Annotated in this window: 19 protein-coding genes; 13 read left to right on the forward strand and 6 right to left on the reverse strand. The window is 41.4% G+C overall.

Features of this window, described 5'->3' with window-relative positions:
- Positions 1-395: 395 nt before the first annotated feature.
- Complete coding sequence (ppdK, locus tag MR764_RS16035) at positions 396-3,098, forward strand: pyruvate, phosphate dikinase (RefSeq protein WP_247980459.1); 2,703 nt, start codon at positions 396-398, stop codon at positions 3,096-3,098.
- 404 nt (positions 3,099-3,502) lie between these two features.
- On the opposite strand, the gene MR764_RS16040 is transcribed toward ppdK, so the two are convergent.
- From MR764_RS16040 to MR764_RS16060, 5 genes are all read right to left on the reverse strand, one after another.
- A complete protein-coding gene (locus tag MR764_RS16040; RefSeq protein ID WP_247980460.1) occupies positions 3,503-4,165 on the reverse strand; it encodes a response regulator transcription factor in 663 nt (220 codons plus the stop codon).
- Positions 4,158-4,943, reverse strand: a complete 786-nt coding sequence (locus MR764_RS16045; protein ID WP_247980461.1) for a sensor histidine kinase — start codon at positions 4,941-4,943, stop codon at positions 4,158-4,160. Before MR764_RS16045 ends, MR764_RS16040 begins: the two co-directional genes overlap by 8 nt.
- A gap of 26 nt (positions 4,944-4,969) precedes the next feature.
- The gene (locus MR764_RS16050; RefSeq protein WP_247980462.1) at positions 4,970-5,671 is read right to left on the reverse strand and encodes a hypothetical protein; all 702 of its coding nucleotides are present in this window, start codon (positions 5,669-5,671) and stop codon (positions 4,970-4,972) included.
- A 9-nt stretch (positions 5,672-5,680) separates the two neighbouring features.
- Positions 5,681-6,325: a hypothetical protein gene (locus MR764_RS16055; protein WP_247980463.1), complete on the reverse strand. Its 645-nt coding sequence runs from the start codon at positions 6,323-6,325 to the stop codon at positions 5,681-5,683.
- Positions 6,326-6,507: 182 nt separating this feature from the next.
- Positions 6,508-7,668, reverse strand: a complete 1,161-nt coding sequence (locus tag MR764_RS16060) for a hypothetical protein (protein ID WP_247980464.1) — start codon at positions 7,666-7,668, stop codon at positions 6,508-6,510.
- A 206-nt stretch (positions 7,669-7,874) separates the two neighbouring features.
- Between MR764_RS16060 and ruvX the strand changes: the two genes are divergently transcribed.
- From ruvX to MR764_RS16085, 5 genes are all read left to right on the forward strand, one after another.
- Positions 7,875-8,297, forward strand: a complete 423-nt coding sequence (ruvX, locus tag MR764_RS16065) for a Holliday junction resolvase RuvX (protein WP_247980465.1) — start codon at positions 7,875-7,877, stop codon at positions 8,295-8,297.
- 116 nt (positions 8,298-8,413) lie between these two features.
- Positions 8,414-8,971, forward strand: coding sequence for a peptide deformylase (gene def / locus MR764_RS16070; RefSeq protein ID WP_247980466.1), 558 nt, complete (start codon positions 8,414-8,416; stop codon positions 8,969-8,971).
- Positions 8,972-9,025: 54 nt separating this feature from the next.
- On the forward strand, positions 9,026-11,038 hold the full coding sequence (locus MR764_RS16075; protein ID WP_247980467.1) for a ComEC/Rec2 family competence protein: 2,013 nt from the start codon (positions 9,026-9,028) through the stop codon (positions 11,036-11,038).
- A gap of 197 nt (positions 11,039-11,235) precedes the next feature.
- On the forward strand, positions 11,236-12,570 hold the full coding sequence (gene trkA / locus MR764_RS16080) for a Trk system potassium transporter TrkA (RefSeq protein ID WP_247980468.1): 1,335 nt from the start codon (positions 11,236-11,238) through the stop codon (positions 12,568-12,570).
- Between the two features lie 20 nt (positions 12,571-12,590).
- Positions 12,591-14,036 (forward strand): potassium transporter TrkG, encoded by a 1,446-nt coding sequence (locus tag MR764_RS16085; protein ID WP_247980469.1) that lies wholly within the window; start codon positions 12,591-12,593, stop codon positions 14,034-14,036.
- A 27-nt stretch (positions 14,037-14,063) separates the two neighbouring features.
- Here MR764_RS16085 and MR764_RS16090 read toward each other — a convergent pair whose 3' ends face one another.
- A complete protein-coding gene (locus tag MR764_RS16090; RefSeq protein WP_247980470.1) occupies positions 14,064-14,678 on the reverse strand; it encodes an L-threonylcarbamoyladenylate synthase in 615 nt (204 codons plus the stop codon).
- 70 nt (positions 14,679-14,748) lie between these two features.
- Here MR764_RS16090 and mnmD point away from each other — a divergent pair, with 70 nt between their 5' ends.
- From mnmD to MR764_RS16125, 7 genes are all read left to right on the forward strand, one after another.
- Positions 14,749-15,414, forward strand: a complete 666-nt coding sequence (gene mnmD / locus MR764_RS16095) for a tRNA (5-methylaminomethyl-2-thiouridine)(34)-methyltransferase MnmD (RefSeq protein ID WP_247980471.1) — start codon at positions 14,749-14,751, stop codon at positions 15,412-15,414.
- A gap of 315 nt (positions 15,415-15,729) precedes the next feature.
- The gene (locus MR764_RS16100; protein WP_247980472.1) at positions 15,730-16,245 is read left to right on the forward strand and encodes a plasmid pRiA4b ORF-3 family protein; all 516 of its coding nucleotides are present in this window, start codon (positions 15,730-15,732) and stop codon (positions 16,243-16,245) included.
- Positions 16,246-16,351: 106 nt separating this feature from the next.
- A complete protein-coding gene (gene miaA, locus MR764_RS16105) occupies positions 16,352-17,266 on the forward strand; it encodes a tRNA (adenosine(37)-N6)-dimethylallyltransferase MiaA (protein ID WP_247980473.1) in 915 nt (304 codons plus the stop codon).
- Complete coding sequence (locus MR764_RS16110) at positions 17,256-17,726, forward strand: NUDIX domain-containing protein (protein WP_247980474.1); 471 nt, start codon at positions 17,256-17,258, stop codon at positions 17,724-17,726. The genes miaA and MR764_RS16110 overlap by 11 nt, the downstream gene beginning before the upstream one ends.
- Positions 17,727-17,789: 63 nt before the next feature.
- On the forward strand, positions 17,790-18,017 hold the full coding sequence (locus MR764_RS16115) for a hypothetical protein (protein ID WP_247980475.1): 228 nt from the start codon (positions 17,790-17,792) through the stop codon (positions 18,015-18,017).
- A complete protein-coding gene (locus tag MR764_RS16120) occupies positions 18,018-18,275 on the forward strand; it encodes an HAD hydrolase-like protein (RefSeq protein ID WP_247980476.1) in 258 nt (85 codons plus the stop codon).
- 26 nt (positions 18,276-18,301) lie between these two features.
- Positions 18,302-20,518, forward strand: coding sequence for a RelA/SpoT family protein (locus tag MR764_RS16125; protein WP_247980477.1), 2,217 nt, complete (start codon positions 18,302-18,304; stop codon positions 20,516-20,518).
- The last annotated feature ends 45 nt before the right edge of the window (positions 20,519-20,563 follow it).

Here is a 20,563-nt window from a genome sequence, read left to right on the forward strand (position 1 = left end):
AAATATGGCAGTTTGGGCATAAAAAAACAGAGATAATCGCAATTACCTCTGTTTCCTAACCTAACCAAATCTATTCTCTATGAAAAAACACTAAAACTATTCAAATTTCTTATTACAAATGTACGGTGGAAAATAGTTAACTCGTATCAACGTAAGTTAAAGAATGTTAAGACTAAAAGACACTTACACCACAAGCGTGAAAACTATTGCTCAAAATGCATGCAACAAAGCTTTCATATTCAACTATTACACTATTTTCATACAAGTTTATTCCGAGCTTAAAAACAGCAACTTAAGTATCCAAAAACTTTCAATTTCTAAAAAATAAAATTACTTTAGCAACCCGTTTTCCAGAACGATTCTAATACTAAATATTATAACTAAAAAGTACTTTTATGGCAAAACATGTATATACCTTTGGAGCTGGAAAAGCAGAAGGTAAGGCTGACATGAAAAACCTCCTGGGAGGGAAAGGCGCAAACCTTGCTGAAATGAACCTGATTGGCGTTCCTGTTCCTCCGGGTTTCACCATTACAACCGAAGTTTGTACCATGTACAACGAACAAGGACAGGAAGCTACATTCAACCTGATTAAACCAGAGGTTGAAGCAGCGGTTGCCCTGGTAGAGGAACTTACCGATACCAAATTTGGCGATAAAACAAATCCTTGTCTTGTTTCTGTTCGCTCTGGAGCCAGAGCATCAATGCCCGGTATGATGGACACTGTTCTTAACCTGGGGATGAATGATGTGGCTGTTGAAGCCATTGCTGCAAAATCAGGAAACTCGCGTTTTGCATGGGATTCATACCGTCGTTTTGTACAAATGTATGGCGACGTTGTAATGGAAATGAAACCGGCAAGTAAAGAAGAAATTGATCCTTTTGAAGAAATCATCGAAGGGTTGAAAGAAGAAAAAGGAATCACACTTGATACTGAATTCTCTACCGACGATTTAAAAGAATTGGTAAGCCGTTTTAAAACTGCGGTAAAAAAAGTTACCGGCAAAGATTTCCCAACCGATCCGTGGGAACAACTCTGGGGCGCTGTTGCTGCTGTTTTCAATAGCTGGAACAACGATCGTGCTATCCTTTACCGTCGTCTGGAACAAATTCCTGATGAGTGGGGAACAGCAGTAAACGTTCAGGCCATGGTATTCGGAAACATGGGTGAATCTTCGGCAACAGGTGTTGCTTTTACGCGTGATGCCGCCACCGGTGAAGATGTATTCAACGGTGAATACCTGATCAACGCTCAGGGAGAAGATGTGGTTGCCGGGATCCGTACTCCACAGGAAATCACCATTGAAGGATCAAGAAGATGGGCAAAACTTCAAGGCGTTAGCGAAGAAGACAGAGCTTCAAAATACCCTTCACTGGAAGAAGCAATGCCTGATCTTTACAGACAGTTAAACGAAACCCAGCAAAAACTGGAAGACCACTATAGCGATATGCAGGACCTTGAATTCACGATTCAGGAAGGTAAACTGTGGCTGCTGCAAACCCGTAACGGGAAACGTACCGGCGCCGCCATGGTAAAAATTGCTGTTGATATGCTGAACGAAGGTCGTATCGATGAAAAAACTGCATTAAAACGCATTGATGCAGGAAAACTGGACGAACTTCTTCACCCGGTATTTGATACTGCCGCAATGAAAACCGCTACTGTATTGGCGAAAGGTTTGCCTGCTTCTCCGGGAGCTGCAACCGGTCAGGTTGTTTTCTTTGCCGACGAAGCCAACAAATATCCTGAAACGGTTTTGGTACGTGTTGAAACTTCACCCGAAGACCTAGAAGGAATGCACATTTCAAAAGGTATTCTTACCGCCCGTGGTGGTATGACTTCACACGCTGCTGTTGTTGCCCGTGGTATGGGTAAGTGCTGTGTTTCAGGTGCCGGCAGTGTAAAGATCAACTACAAAACCCGTGTAATGACCATCGACGGAAAAGAATTCCACGAAGGTGACTGGATTTCACTAAATGGCTCTACCGGAGAAGTTTACGAAGGAAAAGTAGCAACTATGGATCCTGACATGAGCGGCGACTTCGGCAAAATCATGGATTTGGCTGACAAATTCACCAGGATGAAAGTTCGCACAAATGCCGATACTCCGAACGATGCTAAAGTTGCACGCGATTTTGGTGCTCAGGGTATTGGTTTGTGCCGTACAGAACACATGTTCTTTGAAGGTGAAAGAATTAAAGCGATGCGCGAAATGATTCTGGCCAAAACAGAAGAAGCTCGTCGTAAAGCCTTAGATAAATTACTGCCTTACCAACGCGAAGACTTCGAGGGTATTTTGGAAGCCATGGAAGGATACGGAGTAACCATCCGTTTACTTGACCCACCGTTGCACGAATTTGTTCCTCACGAAGAAGCCAACCAAAAAGAAATGGCTGACGAAATGGGAATCACTGTGGAAGAAGTGAAAGCATTGGTTGAAGACCTGCACGAATTTAACCCGATGTTGGGTCACCGTGGATGTCGTTTAGGAAACACTTATCCTGAAATTACTGAGATGCAGGCCCGCGCCATTATCGAAGCTGGTGTAAACCTGAAGCAAAAAGGTGTGGATGCACGTCCTGAAATTATGGTTCCGCTGATCGGTACAGTAAAAGAGCTGAAACTGCAGGCTGACATTATTCACGCAACAGCGAAAAAAGTTTTCGAAGAAAAAGGTGCAACCGTAGATTATATGGTGGGTACAATGATCGAAATTCCACGCGCTGCGGTAACTGCTGATAAAGTTGCCGAAGTAGCTGAATTCTTCTCATTTGGCACAAACGACCTTACTCAGATGACATTCGGATATTCACGTGACGATGCCGGTAAATTCCTGCCTGTTTACCTTGCAAAAGGCATCCTGAAAAACGATCCTTTCCAGGTTCTTGACCAGGAAGGTGTTGGACAGGTAGTTAAAATGGGTGTTGAAAAAGGCCGCAGCACCAAACCAAACCTGAAAGTTGGTATTTGCGGCGAACACGGTGGTGAACCTTCATCTGTAATGTTCTGCGACAGCGTTGGAATGGACTACGTAAGTTGTTCTCCATACCGCGTGCCAATTGCCCGCGTTGCTGCTGCTCAGGCAAACTTGAAATAATAATTCAAGCGAACAATAATATGAGAGCTGCTCTTTGGGGCAGCTCTTTTTTTTCCCAAATCTCCAAGCGCCTCTGCTCCAAAACTGATTTTGCGTAGAACTACGTATGCAATTCACGTAGAATTACTCTTTCAGCCACTGACTAAATTCGTGAAATTTGTGTTGTCAGACAAAGAGAGATGATAAACACAAAAAAATACGGTATAATTTCCTTCACAACACGAGTTGGTTCCCCCACGATGCACCATCACTCTCTTTATTTACCATCACACTTTATACACATTCATTCCCTCTCAAGTAACTGTCCCATTTTCCCTAAGCCGTGATGGTAAAAAATAAGGTTATGATTCGAACAGGGGCACTAACATGGTGCCCCTTTTGTCTTTTTATGAAGGTGTGAAATCTTAAACCTGAATAAGGTTATTTTTCATAGCGAAGATTACTAATCCTGCCATATTCCTGGCTCCGGTTTTCTCCAGTAAAGTTCTTTTATATCCTTCAACTGTCCGGGGACTTAACGACAAGCGATCCGCAATTTCTGCCGCAGTAAGCTCTTCACAAATCAGTTGAAGTACCTGATTTTCGCGTTCTGACAATTCATCCTGTCTTAACTGATACTTGGTTTTCGCCGCCGTTTTTGAAGTATTTAATACGGCAGCTGTCAGACTTGCGGAAAAATAAAAATCATTTTTCATTACCTTCTTCAAAGCCAGCTCCAGCTCGTCGGGATCCGCGTTTTTTAACAGATAGCCGTTAACTCCCTCTCCCACCAAATGAGACACCAGTTGAACATCATCTTCCATACTTAGTATGATAATTCGAACCGACGGATATTTGATTTTTAGTTGACGGGTAGCTTCCACTCCATCCATAACCGGCATGTTTACATCGAGCAAAACCACATCGGGAGGCGAAGGCATTTTTTCAATCAGGCTCAACAATTCGGCACCGTTTTCGGCCTCATAGATCTCTCCCACCGCATCGAAATCGGAAAGCAAAGCGGCCATCCCTTTTCGAAACAGTTTATGATCGTCAGTTACTACAATACTTAGTTTGGTTTCATTCATGGTTTCTCAAATACAATAAAGCAGATGTTCCGTCACCGATCCTGGACTTTAACTTCAGCTTACCGCCAGCCATCTCAGCACGACTTTCCAGGTTTTTCAAGCCCAGTCCAGAATTACCTCTTTCCTTCAGATCAAATCCTTTTCCGTTATCCCGAACCAGAACAGCGAGCGTATTATGGGTAAATCGTAAGTGTATCGATAAATGAGTGGCATCGGCATGTTTAATCGCGTTGTTCATCAACTCCTGAACCACCCTAAAGACCGCCAATTCTTTTTTCACATCAAAGCGAAAAGACTCACCCGTTTTTCCAACTTCAATATAAAGCTGGTCTGATTTGTTTACCCAACTGGCCAGTTCCCCTATGGCCGGATAAAGTCCCAGTTTCTCCAGCGAGGGAGGTAAAAGTGCCCGCGAAATCCTTCGAACCTGGGTGATTACATCATCGAGATACGTTTTAGTTTCACCCGCCAAAACATGGGTCTTATCGACTGATTGGCGTTCAATACGACCTACATTGAGTTTTACTACCGAAAGCATTGCGCCCACCTCATCGTGCAAATCCTGGGCAATCCGGCGGCGTTCATTCTCCTGCGCCTGTATCGTATTCCTAAGTATTTCTTCCTGTTGATTTTGTTTTACCCGATTCAGTTCCAGCTGTTTTTGCAACAAACGCTTCTGGTAAAAAATGAAAAAGAAAAACAATCCTCCGGCCAGCATCATCATGCCAACCGTTCCTAAAAAATAAACCAAGGTAATATCTGCGTTTCCTGATCCCACTCAAAAAAATTCGGTTAGCCGCTAATTTAGCTAACAAAATTCACTTTTTGTTCAGATTGACCGATTTTGTCGTTTTTAGAAGACTGTCCTGATTTTCCATGATTCACCTGCCAAAAACCCATGGCAATCAACACATAAAAAAGCGCATTCAGAATCGAAAAATACAAAACGGTTAATCGTGAAAACGCCCGGGAATATTCAAGAATGAGATTGAACATTAACGAAAAAAACAAATTTCCGGCATAATAAATCAAAATCGCAACATTGATGTATATGGTAGGTTCTTTCCAAAGGTTCTGAATTTTCGCATCGTCCATCACCTTGTAAAAATAAAGAAGACAAAATCCGATAAAGAAAATCTTACTTATGGTTTGCAATAAAGCGGGGTATTCATGCCACGAATTAAAAACGACCAGATTAGAGAGGCTTACCGTAACAAATGCAAAAACAATTGCCACGAATATCAGGGGTTTAAACCGGTCTTTTAGCAACTGCCTGTAATAATAGCCCAGAAATATAAATTCAAGCAAATAATAAATATTCCCTGGCAGCATCGTGTTTTTAGCCTCTAACACATACCGTAGGTAAAGACCAAAAATTTCGTTGGCCGTACCATACACCACAAAAAAAAACAAAATTTTTAACGCTAAATCCATTCGGGAATACCTCAACAAGCCAATTACAAAAGGAATAAGAATTGGAGTCCAGTTGAAATACAAAAGATTCAAAGTGTCAGTTTATGAGTTATAAATGCTTCTTTCGTCGCAATAAGGCGGACAAATACCAGCGTGGTTAAAAACATCGTCATTTTCAGTAGCGATATCGCTTTCCAATGATTTTACAGGACCAATAATTACATCCATGGTTTTGGCAATACCAAACTCAAGTTGTATTTCTGCCCTGTTTTGTGCGTTGAACAATTCATGTAACTCAAATTTGGTCAACAAGTAAGCATTGGGATAAATATATTGGCGGAACGGCGCTCCCTCGTGATCCGGATCCAATTCTCCGGAACGCCACCGGCGATACAACCTGATGCTTTCAATCACCAGCTTGTTATTATCCGAAAGGTTCACATTCTTCTTCGACAATTTGAATACCGGAGTTTCATAATCGGCGTATACATCGCCACTGCCCAACAAAAAAGCAGATACAGCATAAGCACAAAGCTCATACTTTCCGTCGTTGTTTTCCTGCTCCAGGCCAAGATACACGCGCACCCGGTTTTCGTTCTCGCCAATCAGCGTTTTATACGTTTCCTTTTGCAGGATAATCTTTGGAACTTTAAGATTAAAGGTGAGTTTCGATTCCTCATTAAAATTCTTTCTCCAGTTCTCCGCCTTCTTTGGGGGTAGTTGATCTCTTTTTAATTTTGTTGACATACCTGATATCGCATTTGGTTGTTTAAAAATAGACAAAAAAACGGTTTGAATTATGCTTCCTCCGGATTAAAAACATTTCCTCTTTCATTAGAATTCATTTTTAGTCATAAAAAACTGCCCGCTTCAGAACTGCGGGCAGTTAAACAAAAAACAATATATCTCAAAGGTTTAGCAATCACTTGTTACCAATAAATATCTTCGTAATAATAGCCGGGACGCTCAAATCCATCGTCGTAGGCGTAATATCTTTCGGGATAATGCACTAAGCTATATCCATAATTTGATGCTTCAAAGAACAGGTTTCCAATCCTGAAATACACGTAGCCGTTGATATTCACCCTTTCGTATTGTCCGCGTGGCAAATACTGAAAGTTAAATCCGTAAGGCAAATCAACCAGAATGTATCCAACTCCCGGACGGTAGCGGAAAAAATGTCCGTTGTAGCAATAATACTGATGATGATTGTGCACAAACACTACAGGTCTGTAATCAAATCTTGAAAGAACGTGTCCATAATAAGGGTGGTGGAAATAATATTTTGAATAGCTATAAGAACGAGGATTGTAGCCCCGGTAATAATCACGCCAGCTATCATAATTCCAGCGGTAACTTTCCCATTTTCTGTCCCAATGATTACGCTTAAAGTAATTATAGTTTGAATAATACTTTTTGTCGTTATGGTTGTAATTCATTCTTTCAGAGCGTTCACTCCCCCTCCAGTAATTACTGCTTCCCCGGTAAGTGCTGCTTGGAGTATAGCTCCGGTCTGACCTGTCAACCCTGTAAAAGTCTCGGTTTGCGCTAACAGTTCTTCCGGTATTTCGGCGTCCTTCGTTGGTAGATGTTCCTACCCGAACAGTGCGGTCGTTATTGTCTTGACTCCGAACTGCGCTTTTAGTTTTCGTTCCTGATGGCCGATAAGTAGAATTTGCATTCCGATTGGATGACTTTTGTACGCTATTTTGAACACTTCTGCTGTTTCCCGAACTTTTAACATTACGATTCGGTTCCTGCTTTTTAACATTGCTTGTCGCGTTGCGGGTAGTATTCGATTGCGTACGACTTTGTGTTGTTGCCGATTTCGTTGCAGAAGAGCTATTGCCCTGACTCCTGGTACTTTTTAATTTCGGATCAACTGATCTTTGCTGAACTTTATCGTAATCTTTGTACGTGCTCTTCTTTTCTACCCGGTTACGGGTATCCTGAGTGCTCCGTCGCGAATCTTTCGATTCATTTTTGTTTTGAGAAGATCTGCTTTGTGCGTTCGCCTCAAATGTTGTTGCTGTAATAACTGCCGCCAGAGTAAGTATCGTGGCAAACAGTCTGAATTTTATCGCTTTCATGACGTTTATTTTAAAAATTCAACTAATTGTTTGCATTGCTCTTTTGGCGCCTAATTTAAACCGGTAATTACAAACATAAAAACAAAGCATGTGCCAAAAATTATTTCAAAAAAATCATTCTCATCTGAATTCTCTGAAAACAAACCTTTTAAGCAGCTCTTTTTTTTCTAATCAATTCTCTCTACTTTTGCACCGATTTTAAAAGTATGGCAAGAATTTTATCCATCGACTATGGCAAAAAGCGTGTAGGAATGGCTGTTACAGATCCGGGGCAAATTATTGCCACCCGGCTTACCACCGTCCCCACACACACCATCTGGGATTTTTTAAAAGATTACTTCCAGAAAGAAAAAGTTGAAACCGTAGTAGTTGGCTACCCACGGCAAATGAACAACGAGGCCTCTGAAGCTGTTCGTTACATAAATCCTTTTCTCCGTAAGTTTCAGCAAATCTATCCGGAGATAAGGTTAGAGCTTTACGACGAGCGTTTTACATCAAAAATGGCTTTTCAAACCATGATTGACGGAGGACTTAAGAAAAAGCAGAGGCAAAACAAAGAAATGATTGACGGCATAAGCGCCACCATCATTTTACAGAATTATTTAGAGCAACGTAGAAATTTATTATAAAAGAGAAAACAAGTTTAAATTGAGGACCAGATTAGCATTTGACCGGGTGAAAAGATCATCTATAATTTGCTTGAAAACTGAATTTCGACTTGTTTCAAAGAATAAAATATTAACTGATGAAATATCCGGTAACAGTATACGGCGACCCAATTTTAAGAAAACGTGCAGAAGAAATTGATCAGGATTACCCGAATCTGAAAGAAGTAATCGAAAACATGTGGGAAACGATGTATTATTCTGATGGAGTTGGTCTGGCTGCTCCTCAGGTAGGCCTGTCGATTCGAATGTTTGTGATCGATGCAAGTTCTGCTGCCGACGAAGAACCGGAATTAGAAAACTTCCAGAAAGTTTTTATTAATCCTGAAATACTCGATCTCGAAGGAGAAAGCTGGGTGATGAATGAAGGATGTTTAAGCCTGCCTGAGATCAGGGAAGATGTTTCGCGGCCGGATGAAGTAACTCTTCGTTATTTTGATGAAAACTTTGAAGAACACTCCGAAACTTTTAATGGATTTGCAGGACGGGTAATTCAACACGAATACGACCACCTGGAAGGAAAATTATTCATCGATTACCTTTCTCCACTTCGGAAACGACTGTTAAAAAGCAAATTAATCAGCATCAGTCAGGGCAAAGTAATTCCGGCTTACCGAATAAAAGTTCCGGTAAAATAGTAACCCTTACATCAGTTTTTCGTTTGAGGGGTTATATATCCTTCAGGCAAAAAATTGGAAAAGCTGCTTCAAAAAATACCCACGCTCAGAATTACCATTGCGTACGCAACGGGAATAATTGCTGCGAGTATCCTGGAGTTTAACCTTTGGATAATTACGCTTCTTGCTATTGCTGTGTATTTAATGGTGGTTCTGTTGCTTCGGAAGTATCGGTATTCATTGGAAGCAATTGTTGGCGCATTAATCGGAGCATTGTTCTTTTTGATTGGCATTCTTTTCTATCAGCATAACAATCGAACACCAACTTTCTCTGAAAACGGAACATTTAGTGCCGTAGTGCTCGAAAAACCGGAAGAAAAAGCCAATTCCTACAAAACAGTACTTCGAATTAATACATTTATTGCCGGAGACACTGCTGCCCAAGCCAACGAAAAGATAATCGCCTATTTTGAGAAGAAAGAGCCGGTCCGGCAACTCAACCCCGGTTCGGTTATCTTGTTTACCAAGACCCCACAGCCTGTTAGCAACAACGGGAATCCGCATGAGTTCGACTACAAAACCTATCTTGCCCGACAAAAAATATACAGGCAAGTCTACCTGTCGGAAGACTTTTGGACAACAACCGACATCTCGGTTAAAAGTCCGGCAATCGTTGCCGAAACGCTTCGCGAGAGATTACTAAACCTTTACCGCAAACAAAATTTAGGCGAAAACGAAACCGCTATCCTCTCTGCACTAACTCTCGGGTACAAACGCGGACTCGATCCGGAAACCAAACGGGTATTTTCGGCTGCCGGAGCCATGCATGTATTAGCCGTTTCAGGATTACACGTAGGAATCATTTTCGGAATGTTTGTCGTGCTTTTGGGCTTTCTGAAACGAAGCAAAAAAGGACGAATCATCTTTGTCTCGCTTTCCCTTTTACTGCTTTGGAGTTACGCCATAATAACCGGGTTATCACCATCGGTTATGCGGGCCGCTACCATGTTTTCGCTGGTAAGCATTGCCACCAATCTAAACCGGCGTGCCAATATTTACAATACCCTCGCTACATCGGCCTTCATCCTTCTGTTGATTAATCCCAACAACCTGTTCGAAGTAGGATTTCAACTCTCCTATTCCGCGGTTTTTGGAATCGTTTTCCTTCAGCCCAAACTGGAAAAACTATGGCCGGTAAAAAATAAAATGGTGCGTTACATATGGATTTTAATCACGGTTTCAATTTCGGCCCAAATCGCTACTTTTCCACTCACATCGTATTATTTCCATCAATTTCCCACCTATTTTCTGTTGACGAATATTGTAGTCATCCCGGCCGTTTTTGTACTAATCATATTGGGCGTTCTGTTACTTTTATTCTCCGGGTTGCCTTATCTGCCAACCGCAATCGCTTTCGTTACCAAAGAACTGATCAGCGGATTATATCAACTTCTTCAATCGATTGACAGTTTGCCACATTCCGTCATAAGCACCACTCTCGATGGTTATCAATCGGGAGCACTGATCCTTGCTCTGCTTTATTGCTTTGCTTTTATTGAATTTCTTCACATCAAATCCTTGAAATACTCGCTGTTGTCCCTCTCGACACTTGTATTGATTTCGGCCCAACAAAAATTCAGGCAACATCAACAAAAGGAATTAATCGTGTACAACAACCGCGACAACCTCACGCTTCAATTTATTAACGGACGCGAAACGTATATTGTAACGGAGCAGCCTCCCGATTCCTCGACTTATGCCCGGCAGATGGTTCAAAATGTCGTTTTAAAAAAGAAACTCCACCAACCTAAGTATCTACAGGCAACCGAATCGTACGAAGACAAGTGGTTTTGGATGAAAGATGACATCATCTGTTTTGACGGAAAAACCGTTTTAATTAAGTCCCCGAATAAAAAAACAGCCGGAAATGTTTCACCCGACTTTCTTGTTGTGAATGACTTTTTCGTTCCAACTGAATACGAAAACGACAGCAATACCATGATTATAACTACACGTTTTTTAAAAGCAAATTACTTTAATATTCATTCGCTTCCGACTTCGGGAGCCTACCGCATCCAATGGGAGTAAATATAAAATAAAATGAATACAAATTACGATTACACACCTTCAAAAAATTCTCTTTGGCTTTCAAATACTTAAATTGTATTTTCTGTAGAAGTATGTTAAATTTAATAGTGGTAAAAAATTAAAAAACAGTTTTTTACATGGTATTGTAGAAGTTAATACATTAATTTGTTGCGAATTTTTTACAAAGACAGCAAACCATGAAAGTTGTAATTGCCGGTGCCGGCGAAGTAGGGACACATCTTGCACGGATGTTGTCGAAAGAAGATCATGATATTGTACTTTTGGATGATTCACCGGAAAATCTATCCAAAATCAGCAATGAAGTTGACCTGATGACTGTAATCGGCTCGGCACATTCTTTTTCCGACCTAAAAAAAACAGACCTGGGCAAAGCCGATCTGTTTATTGCAGTAACACCGTTTGAAGAACGAAACGTTTTGGCTTGTGCCATGGCCAAGTATTTGGGAGTGAGTCGCACCATCGCACGTATCAACAACCAGGAATACCTGCAGGAAAAATACCGCGCCAAGTTAGCCGACATGGGAATTAACGAGCTGATTTACCCCGAAAGCCTGGCGGCCAAAGAAATTGTAGCAGCTGTAAAACAGACGGTTACAAGACAAATGATCGAATTCTCAGGGGGTAAATTATTACTATTGGGTATCAAGGTTCGTGATAATGCCCCGGTGCTCAACAAAACGTTTGAAGAACTGTCCATCGAACACCAGCACCTGCTTGTTGTTGCCATCAAACGCGACAACGAAACGATCATTCCCAACGGACACGACTCGATTCAAAACGATGATGTTGTTTTCTTTATAACAACTCCTTCGGAGCAGGCCAACGTCCTGGAAATTACCGGGAAAAAGCAATTTGATGTAAAGAACATCATGTTTATGGGCGGAAGCCGAATTGCACAAAAAGCAGTTGAGAAACTGGGAGAAAATTACCGGATAAAAATCATTGAAAGCGACAGGGAAAGATGCGAAGAAATTGCAGATCGTTTCAGCAATGTCCTGGTCATCAATGGAGACGGACGAAACCTGGATCTGCTAAAAGAAGAAGGCATCGACAAAATGGACGCATTTGTTGCGACCACCGGCAATTCTGAAACAAACATACTGGGGTGTAACCTGGCTAAAACACTGGGGGTTCGCCGCACTGTTGCCGAGGTTGAAAACCTTGCCTATATGAAACTGGCAGATAATACCGGCATTGGTAGCATCATCAACAAAAAACTGATTGCTGCCAGTTATATTTACCGCTTTACGCTGAACGCTGAGATATCAAAAGTAAAATGCCTGACCGCTTCGGATGCCGAAGTTTTTGAATTTATAGCCAAGCCCGGAGCAAAAATCACCCTGAAACCAGTAAAAGATCTGGGATTCCCTGCCGAAGCTAAAATCGGAGGAGTTATTCGGGGAAACATGGGATACATCGCTCACGGCTACACTCAGGTTCAGGAAGGTGACAAAGTGGTGGTATTTACCCTGCCCTCGGGAATTAAAAAGCTGGAGAAGTTCTTCAAATAAGAGATCAAAACCAATCCGAAATGAATTTCAAGATCATTTTAAAAGTACTTGGATTACTCTTGATAGTGGAAGGGTTGGCGATGCTTTTGACCCTTGTAGTCGCATTGATCTATGGCGGAAACGACAGCGTAGCTTTTCTGATCTCCGCCGGAATTAATCTCGGACTTGGAGCACTAATCACTGCCGGCAACTGGAAATCGAAAAAAGACATCGGTAAACGCGAAGGTTTTATTATCGTAACGATGGTTTGGGTGGTATTCTCTTTTTTTGGGTGCCTCCCTTATATTTTAAGTGGTTCGATTCCTCGTTTCACCGACGCATTTTTTGAAACCATTTCAGGATTTACAACCACCGGTTCTTCCATTTTAAATGATATAGAAGCACTGCCTCACGGAATTCTGTTCTGGAGAAGCATCACACAGTGGCTGGGAGGAATGGGAATTATCGTCCTCTCGCTGGCCATTTTACCAGTTTTCGGAATCGGTGGGATGCAGCTATTTATGGCGGAAGTCCCCGGGCCAACTCCCGATAAAATCAGCCCGAGGATCGCACAAACAGCGAAAACACTTTGGGGCATTTACATACTGTTCACCGTTCTCGAAACCATTCTGTTGTGGATCGGCGGCATGAATTTCTACGATTCAATTTGCCATTCGTTTACCACCATGGCAACGGGAGGCTTTTCAACCAAACAAGCCAGTATCGCTCACTGGCCGTCGCCTTTTATTCAATATGTAATCACCTTCTTTATGTTTGTGGCCGGAACCAATTTCACCTTGTCGTACATGGCAATCACCGGTCGTTTTTCGGCGGTTATCAAAGATGAAGAATTTAAATACTACAGCTTAATCACCCTGTGTTTTTCGGCGGTTATCACCGGAGGCTTGTTACTGACGAATCATCTGGGATTCGAACACGCTTTTCGCGAAGCGCTTTTCCAGGTCGTTTCGATTGTTACAACTACCGGATTTGCCACTGCCGATTACCTGGTTTGGCCGCCCTTCCTGACCATGCTGATTTTTGCGCTGTTTTTCTTTGGAGGTTCTGCCGGATCGACCGGCGGAGGTATAAAAATCATGCGTATCGTAGTTCTCGCAAAAAACGGATATTACGAGTTAAAACGCCTGGTTCATCCACATGCCGTGATTCCGGTAAAATTTAACCGCCATTCGGTTGATGCCAAAATAGTAACCAATGTGCTTGCATTCTTTATGTTGTACATGGTAATTTTCTTTGTCAGCACCATACTCTTCACATTGATTGAACCTGACATGGAATCGTCGATGGGAGCCGTTGCTACCAGCCTCGGAAATATCGGGCCAGGACTGGGAAGCGTTGGTCCGGCTGAAAATTTCTACCACATATCTCCGCTGGGAAAATGGTTTTTGTCTTTTTTGATGCTACTGGGGAGGTTGGAATTATTTACAGTGTTGGTACTTTTCTCTCCTTCGTTCTGGAAAGGATAGCTTGTATTTCAGCTAACAAACATGATTTTAGTACTCGAGAACTCCTTTGCCTTCTCTTGTAATTTCGACATTGTCCCCCGAACAATCGACAATGGTTGACGGCACCAGTTCTCCGTATCCTCCGTCGATCACCACATCAACCACATCCTGGTATTTTTCGTAAATCAATTCGGGATCGGTTGTATATTCGATGATCTCATCTTCATCGTAAATCGAAGTAGACATAATCGGGTTGCCCAGTTCTTCTACTATCAGCCGAATAATATTATTATCGGGGATTCGAATTCCTACGGTCTTTTTCTTTCCTTTAAAATATTTCGGAACGTTGTTATTGGCTTCCAGAATAAATGTAAAGGCCCCCGGAAGATTTTTCTTGATGAGTTTGAAAATATGACTTGGAATCGGACGTGTAAAATCAGAAAGATGGCTAAAATCGCTGCAAATAAATGAGAAGTTGCTTTTCTCCACTTTAATTCCCTTAAAACGGGCTACTTTCTCTACCGCCTTCTGATTCGTAATATCGCAGCCCATTCCGTAAACCGTATCAGTTGGATAAATGATGACTCCACCTTGCCGCAATATGTCAACAATATTTCGAATATCTCGGGGATTTGGATTTTCATTATACAAGCGTACCAACATATTTTCTAATTTTGGACATCAAATTTAGCTTTTTAAGCCATAAATCAAACCCGAAGTACCTAGAATATAGATGGAAAGACGATTAATAGAAACGGCCGACGGATCAAAAACTTTGTTTATCCCCGAAATGAACGAACAATACCATTCGGTAAACGGAGCGCTCACCGAATCCAATTATGTCTTTCTCCAGCAGGGTTATCTCGCCCATCCGGCTCGATCATTAACGGTTTTTGAAGTTGGATTTGGCACCGGCCTAAATGCACTGGTTACTGCGCTGGAGGCAAACAAATTAAAAAAAAGAACAAGGTTTGTAAGCATTGAAAAATACCCGGTCACTCCTGGCGAAATTTCCGAACTCAACTACGGAAGCCTCTTTTCGGAAGAAGCCTCTCAGTTGTTTCTTCAGATGCACAATGCTGAATGGAACCAAGAAGTAGAGATCTCTGAATATTTTTCATTACAAAAGATAAATGGAGACCTCACAAAGTATGACTTCGACGAAGCGCTAAAAATAGATGTGGTTTATTTTGATGCCTTTGGTCCCGAGAAACAGCCCGACATGTGGCAAAACGACATTTTTCTAAAAATCTATAACGCATGCCGTCACGATGCCCTATTCGTAACCTACAGTGCAAAAGGCGAAATCAGGCGTAATCTTGCGGCTTGTGGCTTCGAAATGGCGCGGCTGCCGGGGCCTCCAGGGAAAAGACAAATGCTCAGAGGAGTGAAGAAATGATATCTTTTTGCTACAAAAAGCAAGCACCAAGGCAAAATTTTCCGAACACAATAGCCGATTTTTCGACAAAATAAAGGACTTAATTTTTTTTAACATTTTTTAAAGAGTCATTTTTTCTGATATAAATCAGGATTTATTTTTCTCTAAAAAATCGTGAAAAAGAGTTTAAAACCAACCTTTTGAAAAGAAGAAACAAAGGAAAATAAATCGAACAACTACTTTTGATTAATAGATTTTATCTATTAACAAAGCAATTCTCTTCTTGGATTTTGATAATATATCTGTAAAATTTGGATCTAATTCAACGTGAAGGTTATGATATTTCAATTTCAAATCAATTCACAAGAATCCCAAAACTTCCGTCTGGAGGTTACTCTCGATGCAAAACACTCGTTTTTCGATTTTCACACCATTATTCAGAAAAGCCTGGGTTTTGAATCGCACCAACTGGCATCATTTTTCGTCTCCGACAAAAGATGGAAAAAGCTGGTTGAGATATCGATGCTCGATCTCGGTATAAATGGCGCTGCCTTCTTCATTATGCAAAAAACAAAACTAAACGACTTGTTGCATACCGAAGGACAACAGTTGATTTATACTTTCGATTTTTTGAACGACAGATCATTTTTAATAGAACTAACTGGTATTATTATGGAAAAAAATCTTAATGAACCATTTATCACTTTAAAACAAGGAGATGCCCCTGTGCAGGTTCTTGAACAAGAACTCACCCGTCAGGAGCAGGCTGATTTCCAACAAGAAGAGGTTTATATGGATTTTGGTGAACTCGATGATTACACCGAAATTTTTGGGGAGATGGATGATTTCTGATTCTAAGTGTTAAATGGAAATCGTTTTTAAGACATTCCAAGACTGTTCAACTTATTTTGAACAGTCTTTTTTTTACCCTTAATTTGCTGGAAAGACACCATCTTTTATGCAAAAAACACTTGTAGTTATCACTGGCCCAACCGGTATTGGAAAAACTTCAGTCGGAATTGAAATTGCCCGCCATTTTTCAACCGAAATCGTTTCCTGTGATTCGAGGCAGATCTACAAAGAACTAAATATTGGCACTGCGGTTCCCTCGCCGAATGAACTTGCCAGTGTCCCTCACCACTTTATCCAGTCACATTCAATCGAAGAAAATTATAATGCCAGCAGGTACGAGCAAGAGTCCCTCCAGCTACTCGAAAAGCTTTTCGGCCGGCTCGATTTGATTGTTATGGTGGGCGGCTCGATGTTATACATTGATGCGGTTTGCAAAGGAATTGATGAAATGCCCGATGCCGATCCCGAAATAAGAGCGGCACTAAAACAGCAGCTCAAAAAAGAGGGTCTGGAAAGTTTAAGGCTTCAACTCAAAAAGCTGGATCCGGACTACTACGAAACAGTGGACCTGAAAAATCCGAACCGTATTGTTCATGCTTTGGAAATAAGCCTGATGACCGGGAAACCCTATTCTTCGTTCCGAACCAATCCGGAGAAAGAACGTCCCTTCAAAATCATAAAAATCGGATTGAACTGCGATCGGGAATTACTCCATCAACGCATTAACCGGCGGGTAGATAAAATGATTGAAGAAGGCTTAATAGACGAAGCCCGAAGTGTTTACCCCATGAAACACTTAAATGCACTGAATACCGTTGGATACCGGGAATTATTCGATTGGTTCGACGGAACAATATCCCATGAAAAAGCAATCGAACTGATTAAACGAAACTCGCGCAGGTATGCACGGAAGCAATTAACCTGGTTTCGGCGCGACGAAAATGTGCATTGGTTCGAGCCCTTACGAACAGCAGATATAATCGCTTATATTGAATACACAATACAACAATATGACTCCTGATCAATTCATCATACGCGTTTACGGAATTGTAATCAACAAACGAAACGAAGTACTGCTTTCCGACGAATTTGTGTTAAACATGAAAATGACCAAATTCCCGGGCGGAGGACTCCAATTGGGAGAAGGAATTGCAGACGGACTAAAACGGGAATTTGCCGAGGAATGCAACGGACAGGAAATAGAAAATCTCCGCCATTTTTATACAACTGATTTTTACCAGAAGGCTTTATTTTACGAAAACGCCCAGCTAATCAGTATTTATTACCTCGTTGATTTAAAGTCCCCGCTTCGATTTTCCGTTTCAGATAAAGCTTTCGATTTTGAAATTGGAAGCGCTGTCACTCAAAGTTTCAGATGGGTGAAAATAAATGAGTTGCAGGAAGATGGCATTACTTTCCCGATCGATAAATTTGTTGTGAACAAATTAAAAGAGATGCATGCCGACAAAGAAGACCAGTAACTTTCATGAGCAGGAAACAGCAACAAACCTGCCTTTTATCTGCCTGATTTTCGAAAACAAGAAATGAACGACACAGCAAAACGAAAGGCTCTTTTTCTCGACCAAGATGTAACCGCCAATCCCGATAAAGATTATCTATTCCGAGTAGAAGATTTTAAGTTTCAACCCGAAATATTTGATCTTTTACGAAATTGCCACGATCAGGATTATCTAATTTTTATTATTACCAATCAATCGGGTATTGCCCGCGGTTATTACACAGAAAACGATTATCTTCATTTAACGCAATGAATGACAGAACAGCTAATAAAAGCGGAAATACGCGTTGAAAAAGTTTATCTCTGTCCGCATCATCCGGAGATAACAGGTTTTTGCGATTGCAGAAAACCAAAGCACGGATTGATTGTTCAGGCACTAAAGGAATATAAAATCGATCCAATGTGCTCAATTTTGACAGGGGATAAAGAAAGAGATATTTTAGCCGGACAAAATGCCGGAACAGGAAAGAATTTATATATTCAACCGCTCTTGAAAAAGGGCGTTTTTTAGCATGTATTTTTTCAAAAATTTGAAACATGCAACATTTTACACAGGCAGAAATAAGTTACATTGAAGATCGCTACCAGGATTTTCTAAAAGTATTAAAGGGAAAATTCGACGAAGAAAGATTGGCACGAATTGAAAAAGCATTTCGTTTTTCAAACGCTGCACACGACGGGATTAAGCGGAAGTCGGGGGAACCCTTTATTATTCATCCTATTGCCGTTGCAAAAATCGTTGCCGTAGATCTCGGATTGGGCGCCACGTCAATAGTATCGGCGTTATTGCACGATGTGGTGGAAGACACTGAATACAGGCTCTCTGACATTGAAAACATGTTTGGCGAACGGGTAGCCCGCATTGTTGACGGACTTACAAAACTTTCGGGTGATTATGATTCGAGACATGCGCTCACGCTGAAAAAAATGCTGATGACCTTGTCGGATGATGTGCGCGTAATTCTCATAAAAATTGCCGACCGCCTTCATAACATGCGAACACTGGATTCGATGCAGCCGCATAAAAAAATTAAAATCGCTGCCGAAACACTGTTCCTCTATGTCCCGCTAGCTCATCGCCTTGGATTGTATGCCATTAAAAACGAACTCGAAGATCTCAGTTTCAAACACAAGCATCCCGACGAATACAACCAGATTTTGTTGATGCTTCATAACCAGGAAGAAAAAAGGAATTACCTGGTCAACGAGTTCATCCGGCCGATTGTCGAAAAGTTGAAAAACGAAGATTTTAATTGCGCAGTTACCCACCGGTTAAAAACCTGTTATTCAATCTGGAGAAAAATGCAGAAAAAGTCGGTGACATTCAACGAGGTTTACGACATTCTGGCGATTCGGATTGTAATCAAATCGGTACCTGAATTTTCAGAAAAAAGACAATGTTTTGATGTACTTTCTATCGTTACCGACATCTACAAACCCAAACCCGATAGGATTCGCGACTGGATTACAACACCAAAAGCAAATGGTTACGAATCGTTGCATGTTACGGTAATGGGGCCACAGGGGAATTGGGTGGAAGTTCAGATCAGGACCGATCGTATGGATGACGTTGCAGAACACGGATTTGCAGCTCATTACCGCTATAAAGACATCCGGACATTTGAAAATGAACTGGACCCATGGATTGAACAAATCAGAGAATTATTGCAAAGCAACGATTCAGATGCTTTTGAATTTCTCGACGATTTCAAACTGAACCTGTACTCTTCCGAAATAAATGTATTTACGCCCAAAGGAGACATGATTTCGCTGCCTCAGGGATCAACCGTAATTGACCTGGCTTACGAAATACATACCGACCTGGGAAACAAATGTATTGGAGCGAAAATCAATCTTAAGCTGGTGCCATTGAGTCACGTACTGCAAAATGGCGATCAGATTGAGATTTTAACTTCCGAAAACCAGGTTCCCAAGCTCGAATGGCTTAAATTCTCGAACACCGCAAAAGCACGCGGAAAAATAAAGGATGCTTTCAAAACCGAAAAAGCCAAACATACCGAAAAAGGCAAACAATTGGTGGAAGATGCCTTTAATCGGATAAAGGAACCACTTTCGGCGAATAACCTGAAAAAACTGGTGGCCCACTACAACATGAATAACCGCGACCAGCTTTATTCTGAAGTTGGAGTAGGATTTATTGATCTCGGAGACATCAAGGAAATTATTGGAAAAAAATCGGAGAACAAGCTCGTAAAATACTGGAACATCACCTTCGGAGGAGGCAATAAAGCCGCAGAGAAAGAAGCAGACCACAGCAAAAAAATCGACCAAAAGAAAACCTTTCTTCTAAAAGAGACACAAGACAACACCTCGTTTTCTCTGGCCAAGTGCTGCAATCCAATTCCCGGCGATCCGGTGGTGGGTTATTTAAGCAACGAAGAACACGTGATTATCCACAAAGTGGATTGTCCCGAAGTCGCCAAACTTCTCACGAACCAGGGCGAAAACATCATCCGCGCCGAATGGACCAAGTTTAAACGGCAGTCGTACCTTACCCGCCTGAACCTCGAAGGCTTCGACCGCCTCGGCATTGTTCACGAGGTAACTACTGTTATTTCAAAGGGGCTGAACATAAACATGCGGTCAGTAAAATTTGATACACACGACGGAATTTTCAAAGGTGATCTGTTTTTGTATATTCATAACGCCGAAGACCTGAAAAGCCTAATCTCGCGACTTAAAAACATCAAAGGCATTGAAAATGTGAGCAGAGTGGAAAACCTGAACGAATAATTTATATCCATTCTAAAAGAATCAAAAAAATTTATATTTTTGAAA

Origin of the sequence: Maribellus sp. YY47, assembly GCF_023111095.1 — a bacterium.
Taxonomy (GTDB): domain Bacteria; phylum Bacteroidota; class Bacteroidia; order Bacteroidales; family Prolixibacteraceae; genus Draconibacterium.